Below are 9,378 nucleotides of genomic sequence, written 5' to 3'. Positions count from 1 at the left end.
TGCTTCACCGAGACCGGGGCCGTAGGTCCGAGATTCTCAACACGCCGGTGCGTGCGCCCATTTGGGGTAACCGCACCGGCGTTTTGCTGTCCTCGACGCGCTCTTGACTTGACCATGAAGTGTCATGAGCCTGGCATCTGTTCGCTGCTGTGGCGGACAACTGCAAGGGGGGCTCATGAGACGAAGAGCGAGATCGATCCTCGCTGCCGGCGCGCTCCTGCTCGGCGGAGTGGCCATCGCACCCATGGCACAGGCAGAACCCGGCGCCGCGAAGGCCCCGGGCGCGGACGAGGTCAAGGTCTTCCGCGCGGACGTCACGAAGGAACAGGTACCCCTGCTCCTCGCGGCCGGCCAGGACAGTCACGAACTGGGCGAACAGGTCCCGGACAAGGGCACGGCCACGGTCGAGGTCTACCTCACCGACAAGCAGGCCGACGGGCTGGAGAAGAAGGGCGTCGACCTCGCCGAGCACAAGCTCTCGGCCAAGGCACGCGCGCGCGTGGCCGCCGCGGGGGACGGCGTCTACCGGCCCTACAGCGGCAAGGGCAACCTCCAGGAGGAGATCCTCAGGACCGGGCAGCAGAACCCGGGCCTGACGAAGGTCGTCTCCATCGGCAAGACCCTCCAGGGGCAGGACATCCTGGCCCTCAAGCTCACCAAGGGCGCCAAGCAGACCAAGGACGGCGCCAAGCCCTCCATGCTGTACATGTCCAACCAGCACGCCCGTGAGTGGATCACGCCGGAGATGACCCGGCGTCTGATGCACTACTACCTGGACAACTACGGCAAGGACCAGCGGGTCACCAAGCTCGTGAACTCCACCGAGCTGTGGTTCGTCCTGTCCGCCAACCCGGACGGCTACGACTGGACGTTCAAGGCCGAGGGCGACCGCCAGTGGCGCAAGAACATGCGCGACATCAACGGCGACGGCGCCTGGACCACCGGCGACGGCGTCGACCTCAACCGCAACTTCTCCTACAAGTGGGGCTACGACGACGAGGGTTCGTCCCCGTACCCGACCAGCCAGACCTACCGCGGCGCGAGCCCCGGCTCCGAGCCCGAGACCAAGGCGCTGGACGCCTTCGAGAGGCGCATCGGCTTCGACTACGGCATCAACTACCACTCCGCCGCCGAACTGATCCTCTACGGAGTCGGCTGGCAGGTGGCGACGCCGAGCCCGGACGACGTGCTCTACAAGTCGCTCGCCGGAACCCCCGAGAACCCGGCGATCCCCGGCTACCGCCCGCAGGTCTCCTCCGAGCTCTACACGACCAACGGCGAGGCCGACGGACACGCGTCCAACGTCAACGGCACGGCGATGTTCACCCCCGAGATGTCGACCTGCCAGACCGCGTCGAACCTCGACCCGAACGACGCCTGGAACGCGGTGGACTGCGAGTCGATCTTCACCTTCCCGGACGACGAGAAGCTGATCCAGCAGGAGTTCGCCAAGAACGTCCCGTTCGCGCTCTCCGTCGCCGAGGCCGCCGCCAAGCCCGACCAGCCGAAGTCCTCGGTCGGCATCGACGCCCCCGACTTCACCCCGGCCCCCTTCACCACGTCGTACTCCCGCGGCGCCGACCAGGAGATCACGGTCGTCGCCCGCAAGTCCGTACGCGACAAGGAGCTCAGGTACCGCGTCAACGGCGGCCGTACGGAGGACATGGCGCTCAAGGCATGGAAGGGCGGTGAGACCTTCGGAGGCGAGGACAACCTCTACTTCGACGAGTACCGCGCCTTCGTGGCGGACGGCGACCCGGGCGACAAGGTCGAGGTCTGGTTCACCGGCGAGACGAGGAGCGGGAAGCCCACCTCCAGTGAGCGCTTCACCTACACCGTGGCCGAGCGGCCGCGCGCCGACACGCTGGTGGTCGCCGAGGAGGGTGCCGCCGCCGCGACACAGGCACAGACCTACGTCGACGCCCTGAAGGCCAACGGCCGCAAGCCCCTCGTCTGGGACGTCGCCACCCAGGGCGTGCCGGACGCGCTCGGCGTCCTCGGCCACTTCAAGAACGTCGTCCACTACACGGGCGCCGACCGCCCCGGCTACGCCACCCAGCTGCAGTTGCGCGCCTACCTCAACGAGGGTGGCAAGCTGATCGAGGCGGGCGAACAGGCGGGCGGCAGCGTCGCACTGCCGGGCGCCCTGACGAACGACTTCAGCCAGTACTACCTCGGCGCCTACTCCCGTACGACGACGCCGGGCGTCACGTCCTTCACCGGTTCGGGCAAGCTCGCCGGAGCCACCGGACCGCTCGGCGGCGCCCCCGGCAACCCGCTGAACGCGGCGGGCGCGTACAGCGTCACCTCGGACACGCTGCCCGTCGAGACGTTCCCGCAGTTCGCGAGCGCGGGAGCGGGAGCGTACCCGGGGACCGTCAACCCCTACGGTCCCTTCGAGGGCGCCTCCATGGCGGCGGTCACGCACTCCGACTACGCCTGGAACCGTCTCACCCGCACCATCGACCTCACCGGGGTCACCGCGGCCGACGCGCCCACCCTGCGTACGCAGCTCCTGTGGGACACCGAGGCCGGCTACGACCACGCGGCGCTCGAAGCGCACACGGCCGGGGCCGACGACTGGACGACTCTCCCCGAGAAGGGCGGCGCCACCAGCACCGCGGTTCCCGCGGAGTGCGAGGCCGGGTACTTCATCCAGGCGCACCCCGCCCTCAGGCGCTATCTGACCCCGGGCTCCGCCGGCTGCACCGCGACCGGCACGAGCGGCTCCTGGAACAGCTTCACCGGGGCCTCCGACGGCTGGCAGCAAGTCAACTTCGATCTCTCCGCGTACGCCGGAAAGACGGTGGAGGTGTCACTGAGCTACATCACCGACCCGGGATCGGGCGGCCACGGTGTGCTCGCCGACAACGCCTCCGTCGTCCTCGGCGGCACGGCCGGCCAGACCGACGGCTTCGAGACGTCACTCGGCGCCTGGAGCGTCCCCGGTCCGCCCGCGGGCAGCCCCGCGGTCGTGAACGACTGGGGCCTGTCCGGCGAACTCTTCAAGACGTACGGAGCGGTCACCACGCGTGACACCGTGCTCCTCGGCTTCGGCCTGGAGCATGTCACCGCGGCCGCCGACCGGACGGCCCTGCTCGGCAAGGCCCTGGCGGCTCTGCGCAGCTGACAAGGGCGAACGAGGGCGTCAAGCCCGGGCGGTCCGTACCCCTACTGGTGGGTACGGGCCGCCCTGCCGTGTATGGGGCACTCGATGTCACTCCGGGAGCGTCAGGGAGGTAGGGTCGTAGGCGGTCGGGGACATCCCATACAAACTCGCCGGCGTCCAAAGCCGGCGTTCCTAACGAGGAGATCGGTTCGTGACGATCCGCGTAGGCATCAACGGCTTTGGCCGCATCGGTCGTAACTACTTCCGCGCGCTGCTGGAGCAGGGTGCAGACATCGAGATCGTGGCTGTCAACGACCTGGGTGACACCGCGACCACCGCTCACCTGCTGAAGTACGACACCATCCTGGGCCGCCTCAAGGCCGAGGTGTCGCACACCGCCGACACGATCACCGTCGACGGCAAGACGATCAAGGTGCTCTCCGAGCGCAACCCCGCCGACATCCCGTGGGGCGAGCTGGGCGTCGACATCGTCATCGAGTCGACCGGCATCTTCACCAAGAAGGCCGACGCCGAGAAGCACATCACCGGTGGCGCCAAGAAGGTCCTCATCTCGGCTCCGGCCAAGGACGAGGACATCACCATCGTGATGGGCGTCAACCAGGACAAGTACGACCCGGCGAACCACCACGTCATCTCGAACGCCTCCTGCACCACCAACTGTGTGGCGCCGATGGCCAAGGTTCTCGACGAGAACTTCGGCATCGTCAAGGGCCTGATGACGACGGTCCACGCGTACACGAACGACCAGCGCATCCTGGACTTCCCGCACTCGGACCTGCGCCGCGCCCGCGCCGCCGCCGAGAACATCATCCCGACCACCACGGGTGCCGCGAAGGCCACCGCGCTGGTCCTCCCGCAGCTCAAGGGCAAGCTGGACGGCATTGCGATGCGCGTCCCGGTCCCGACCGGCTCGGCCACCGACCTGGTCGTGACGCTGCAGCGCGAGGTCACCAAGGACGAGGTCAACGCCGCGTTCAAGAAGGCCTCCGACGACGGCGACCTCAAGGGCTACCTGGCCTACACCGAGGACCCGATCGTCTCCTCGGACATCGTCAGCGACCCGGCCTCCTGCACCTTCGACTCCTCCCTGACCATGGTCCAGGAGGGCAACACGGTGAAGATCCTCGGCTGGTACGACAACGAGTGGGGCTACTCCAACCGCCTCGTGGACCTCACGGTCTTCGTCGGCGGCCAGCTCTAAGTCCCAGAGCAAGGCCTCTCGATGTGAGCACAGGGCTCGGGCAGCGCACCGCCGCGCTGCCCGAGCCCTGTGCCACGTGCTGATCGACCAGCCCTCTCGGACCACTTGAGCCCTCTTTAGGAGCCCCCTCATGAAGACGATCGACGAACTTCTCGCCGAAGGCGTGGACGGCAAGCGGGTCTTCGTCCGCGCCGACCTGAACGTGCCGCTGGCCGAAGGCCTCATCACCGACGACGGCCGCATCCGCGCCGTCCTGCCCACTGTCAAGGCCCTCGCCGAGGCGGGCGCCAAGGTGGTCGTCGCCTCGCACCTGGGCCGCCCCAAGGGCGCTCCGGACCCCGCCTTCTCGCTGCTCGCCGCCGCCGAGCGCCTCGGCGAGCTGCTGGACGCGCCCGTGGCCTTCGCCCAGGACACGGTCGGCCCCGCCGCGCACGACGCAGTGAACGGGCTGCAGCCCGGCCAGGTCGCGGTCATCGAGAACCTTCGCTTCAACGCCGGTGAGACGTCCAAGGACGACACCGAGCGCGGCGAGTTCGCCGACCGGCTCGCCGCCCTGGCCGATGTCTACGTGGGCGACGGTTTCGGTGCCGTGCACCGCAAGCACGCCTCGGTCTTCGACCTTCCGGCGCGGCTGCCGCACTACGCGGGGTACCTCATCGCCACCGAGGTCGGTGTCCTGAAGAAGCTCACCGAGGACGTCAAGCGCCCCTACGTGGTCGCGCTCGGCGGCGCCAAGGTGTCCGACAAGCTCGCCGTGATCGACCAGCTGCTCGGCAAGGCCGACCGCCTGCTGATCGGCGGCGGCATGGCGTACACCTTCCTCAAGGCCAAGGGCCACGAGATCGGCAAGTCCCTCCTTCAGGAGGACCAGATCCCGGCGGTCCAGGAGTACATCGAGCGGGCCGAGAAGAACGGCGTCGAGCTGGTCCTCCCCGTGGACGTGCTGGTCGCCCCCGAGTTCCCGGACCTGAAGACCAAGGCTCCGGCCGACCCCACCACCGTCGCCGCGGACGCCGTCCCGGCCGACCAGATGGGCCTGGACATCGGTCCGGAGTCCCGCAAGCTGTACGCATCGAAGCTCACCGACGCCGCCACGGTCTTCTGGAACGGCCCGATGGGCGTCTTCGAGCACCCCGACTACGCCGAGGGCACCAAGGCGGTCGCCCAGGCCCTTCTCGACTCCCCGGCCTTCACGGTCGTCGGCGGTGGTGACTCCGCCGCGGCCGTCCGCATCCTGGGCTTCGACGAGACGGCATTCGGCCACATCTCGACCGGCGGCGGCGCCTCCCTCGAATACCTCGAGGGCAAGACGCTCCCCGGCCTCGCCGCACTGGAGGACTGACCCCGTATGACCACTCGTACGCCGCTGATGGCGGGCAACTGGAAGATGAACCTCAACCACCTCGAGGCCATCGCCCATGTCCAGAAGCTCGCCTTCGCCCTGGCCGACAAGGACTACGAGGCCTGTGAGGTCGCGGTCCTGCCGCCCTTCACCGACCTGCGCTCGGTGCAGACCCTGGTCGACGGGGACAAGCTCAAGATCAAGTACGGCGCCCAGGACATCTCGGCGCACGACTCCGGTGCCTACACCGGCGAGATCTCCGGCGCGATGCTGGCCAAGCTCAAGTGCACCTACGTGGCGATCGGCCACTCCGAGCGCCGCCAGTACCACAACGAGACCGACGAGGTCGTGAACACCAAGGTCAAGGCCGCCTACAAGCATGGCCTCACCCCGATCCTGTGCGTCGGCGAGGAGCTGGACGTCCGCGAGGCGGGCAACCACGTCACGCACACGCTCGCGCAGGTCGAGAGCGGTCTCAAGGATCTGCCGGCCGAGCAGGCCGAGACCATCGTGATCGCGTACGAGCCCGTCTGGGCCATCGGCACCGGCAAGGTCTGCGGCTCCGACGACGCCCAGGAGGTCTGCGCGGCGATCCGCGGCAAGCTCGCCGAGCTGTACACGCAGGAACTGGCCGACGCCGTCCGAATTCAGTACGGCGGCTCCGTCAAGGCCGGCAACGTCGCGGAGATCATGGCGAAGCCGGACATCGACGGTGCCCTGGTCGGCGGCGCGTCCCTGGACTCCGAGGAGTTCGTCAAGATCGTCCGCTTCCGCGACCAGTGAGCCGCGTTCCGTAACGAACCGACGACCTGCGAGTAGGCCGTAGCGGCGTTACGTCGTACCCTTGCGGGGGCCGGGCGGCTTCGTACCCGAAGCACCGGCCCCCGTCGTCCGTTCCAAGTCCGAGGAAGTTGGTCCAGCCGTGGTTATGGGGTTCTCGATCGCCCTGATCGTCTTCAGCCTGTTGCTGATGATGCTGGTGCTGATGCACAAGGGGAAGGGCGGCGGCCTGTCCGACATGTTCGGTGGCGGCATGCAGTCCTCCGTCGGCGGCTCCTCGGTCGCCGAGCGCAACCTCGACCGCATCACCGTGGTGGTCGGTTTGCTGTGGTTCGCGTCCATTGTGGTGCTGGGTCTTCTGATGAAGGTCAACAACTGATCACCGCCCGACACCGCTGCACCAGCACAAACGCACATTACGCAAGCACATTCCGCACGTAAGGCCCCATGTACGGTACGCGCCCGCAAGCGCGGCCTATCATGGGGCTTGCGTCTTGCGGCGGGGTGTAACTCCATCTACTAGACGCGCGTTGGGCCTTACGTAGACTGAGGCGCTCGCAGCGAAGCGAAACGCCGACTCGCTTTGCGGCACCATTACGCAGGGAGTTACGACCGTGGCAAGTGGCAACGCGATCCGAGGAAGCCGGGTCGGGGCGGGGCCGATGGGCGAGGCCGAGCGTGGCGAGTCCGCGCCGCGGCTGCGCATCTCCTTCTGGTGCTCGAACGGGCACGAGACGCAGCCCAGCTTCGCCAGCGACGCGCAGGTCCCCGATACGTGGGACTGTCCGCGCTGCGGCTTCCCCGCCGGACAGGACCGGGACAACCCGCCGGACCCGCCGCGCACCGAACCGTACAAAACGCACCTCGCGTACGTACGGGAACGGCGCAGCGACGCGGACGGCGAGGCCATCCTCGCCGAGGCGCTCGCCAAACTGCGGGGCGAGATCTAGGAGTTGAGATCCGGCCGGGCACCCACGGGTGTCCGGCCGGACACGTTTGGGACGCGCACGGGACCGCGCCCGTGCCTTCTCCTCTGCAGCGCTGATACGCGTGCTCCAGCCGGACGTATCTGTTGTTGAGCCGGACGACGGCGGGACGACAGCTCACGTTCCGCCCTGATCAATTAGGTTGGGACCGGCAGCGGGGCAAGGTACGCAGCACAGGCAGGAAAGAGGCGGAAGTCCCACATGAACGCAGACAGCCGTACCAGGCTCGACCAGACACCCGAGTGGACCGCTCTGGCCGGGCACCGGGAGGAACTAGGCGAGGCGCAGCTCCGTGAGCTGTTCGCCCGGAACCCCGGACGCGGCACCGGATACACGCTTCAGGTCGGCGATCTGCACGTCGACTACTCCAAGCACCTCGTCACCGACGAGACACTGCGGCTGCTGCGCGCGCTGGCCGCCGCCACGGACGTGTTCGGACTGCGGGACGCCATGTTCCGCGGCGAGAAGATCAACACGACCGAGGACCGCGCGGTCCTGCACACCGCGCTGCGCGCCCCGCGCGACGCGGTGATCGACGTCGACGGCGAGAACGTCGTACCGGCCGTGCACGCCGTCCTCGACAAGATGGCCGGCTTCGCCGAGCGCGTCCGTTCGGGCGAGTGGACCGGGCACACCGGCAAGCGCATCAAGAACGTCGTGAACATCGGCATCGGCGGCTCCGACCTCGGCCCGGCGATGGCGTACGAGGTACTGCGGTCCTTCACCGACCGCGGCCTGACCGTCCGCTTCGTGTCGAACGTGGACGGGGCCGACCTCCACGAGGCCGTACGGGACCTGGACCCGGCCGAGACGCTGTTCGTCATCGCCTCGAAGACCTTCACCACCATCGAGACGATCACCAACGCGACCTCCGCCCGGAACTGGCTGCTCACCGAGCTGAAGGCCGGTCAGGAAGCCGTCGCCAAGCACTTCGTGGCCCTGTCGACGAACGCCGAGAAGGTCGCGGACTTCGGTATCGACACGGCCAACATGTTCGAGTTCTGGGACTGGGTCGGCGGCCGCTACTCGTTCGACTCGGCGATCGGCCTGTCGCTGATGATCGCGATCGGCCCGGACCGCTTCCGGGAGATGCTCGACGGCTTCCACCTCGTCGACGAGCACTTCAGGACCGCGCCCGCCGAGTCCAACGTGCCGCTGCTGCTTGGCCTGTTGGGTGTCTGGTACGGCAACTTCCACGACGCCCAGTCGCACGTGGTGCTGCCTTACTCGCACTACCTGTCCAAGTTCACCGCGTACCTCCAGCAGCTCGACATGGAGTCCAACGGCAAGTCCGTGGACCGCGACGGGCGTCCCGTGGAGTGGGAGACGGGCCCCGTGGTGTGGGGCACGCCCGGCACCAACGGACAGCACGCGTACTACCAGCTCATCCACCAGGGCACGAAGCTGATCCCGGCGGACTTCATCGGCTTCGCCGAGCCGGTCGCCGATCTGCTGCCGGGTCTCGTCGCCCAGCACGACCTGCTGATGGCCAACTTCTTCGCGCAGACGCAGGCGCTGGCCTTCGGCAAGACGCCGGACGAGGTGCGGGCGGAGGGCGTGCCCGAGGAACTGGTGCCGCACAAGACGTTCAAGGGCAACCACCCGACGACCACCATCCTCGCGCGCGAGCTCACCCCGTCGGTGCTCGGCCAGCTGATCGCCCTCTACGAGCACAAGGTGTTCGTGCAGGGCGCGATCTGGAACATCGACTCCTTCGACCAGTGGGGCGTCGAGCTCGGCAAGGTCCTCGCCAAGCGTGTGGAGCCCGCGCTGACGGAGGGTGCGGACGTGCCGGGGCTCGACGAGTCCACCACCGCGCTCGTGGCCAAGTACCGGGAACTGAGGGGCCGGAAGTAGTCGTGGAGTAGTCGTGTGGGTCGGGAGGCGGAGGGCGGAACGGCCGTCCGCCTCCCTTAGAATTTCGGGCGATCATGACGTC

The 9,378-nt window shown here is 68.1% G+C and carries 7 protein-coding genes; all 7 read left to right on the top strand.

Going from position 1 to position 9,378, the window contains the following annotated elements; translation table 11 throughout:
- Positions 1 to 175 precede the first annotated feature (175 nt).
- Positions 176 to 3,130 carry a M14 family zinc carboxypeptidase gene (locus ACFWXQ_RS26445; protein WP_383936112.1) on the top strand — a complete coding sequence of 985 codons (2,955 nt, stop codon included), beginning with the start codon at positions 176 to 178 and terminating at the stop codon, positions 3,128 to 3,130.
- A 190-nt stretch (positions 3,131 to 3,320) separates the two neighbouring features.
- Positions 3,321 to 4,331: a type I glyceraldehyde-3-phosphate dehydrogenase gene (gene gap, locus ACFWXQ_RS26440; protein WP_055615081.1), complete on the top strand. Its 1,011-nt coding sequence runs from the start codon at positions 3,321 to 3,323 to the stop codon at positions 4,329 to 4,331.
- A gap of 130 nt (positions 4,332 to 4,461) precedes the next feature.
- Positions 4,462 to 5,673, top strand: coding sequence for a phosphoglycerate kinase (locus ACFWXQ_RS26435; protein WP_383952226.1), 1,212 nt, complete (start codon positions 4,462 to 4,464; stop codon positions 5,671 to 5,673).
- Positions 5,674 to 5,679: 6 nt separating this feature from the next.
- A complete protein-coding gene (gene tpiA / locus ACFWXQ_RS26430) occupies positions 5,680 to 6,456 on the top strand; it encodes a triose-phosphate isomerase (protein WP_383952228.1) in 777 nt (258 codons plus the stop codon).
- A gap of 145 nt (positions 6,457 to 6,601) precedes the next feature.
- Positions 6,602 to 6,832 (top strand): preprotein translocase subunit SecG, encoded by a 231-nt coding sequence (gene secG, locus ACFWXQ_RS26425; RefSeq protein WP_055615078.1) that lies wholly within the window; start codon positions 6,602 to 6,604, stop codon positions 6,830 to 6,832.
- A gap of 235 nt (positions 6,833 to 7,067) precedes the next feature.
- A complete protein-coding gene (locus tag ACFWXQ_RS26420) occupies positions 7,068 to 7,403 on the top strand; it encodes an RNA polymerase-binding protein RbpA (RefSeq protein ID WP_003957010.1) in 336 nt (111 codons plus the stop codon).
- Between the two features lie 237 nt (positions 7,404 to 7,640).
- Complete coding sequence (pgi, locus tag ACFWXQ_RS26415; protein WP_383952231.1) at positions 7,641 to 9,296, top strand: glucose-6-phosphate isomerase; 1,656 nt, start codon at positions 7,641 to 7,643, stop codon at positions 9,294 to 9,296.
- Positions 9,297 to 9,378 lie beyond the last annotated feature (82 nt).

The organism is Streptomyces sp. NPDC058697 (genome assembly GCF_042715345.1).
In the GTDB taxonomy this organism is placed as follows: domain Bacteria; phylum Actinomycetota; class Actinomycetes; order Streptomycetales; family Streptomycetaceae; genus Streptomyces; species Streptomyces liliifuscus.
The sequence above is the reverse complement of the archived record's forward strand: the minus strand, read 5'-3'. Positions and strand labels throughout refer to the sequence as shown.

Bases quoted from the DNA above. Each gene is read 5' to 3' on its own strand.
- ACFWXQ_RS26445 (WP_383936112.1), top strand. From the start codon at position 176: ATGAGACGAAGAGCGAGATCGATCCTCGCTGCCGGCGCGCTCCTGCTC.
- ACFWXQ_RS26435 (WP_383952226.1), top strand. From the start codon at position 4,462: ATGAAGACGATCGACGAACTTCTCGCCGAAGGCGTGGACGGCAAGCGG.
- tpiA (WP_383952228.1), top strand. From the start codon at position 5,680: ATGACCACTCGTACGCCGCTGATGGCGGGCAACTGGAAGATGAACCTC.
- secG (WP_055615078.1), top strand. From the start codon at position 6,602: ATGGGGTTCTCGATCGCCCTGATCGTCTTCAGCCTGTTGCTGATGATG.
- pgi (WP_383952231.1), top strand. From the start codon at position 7,641: ATGAACGCAGACAGCCGTACCAGGCTCGACCAGACACCCGAGTGGACC.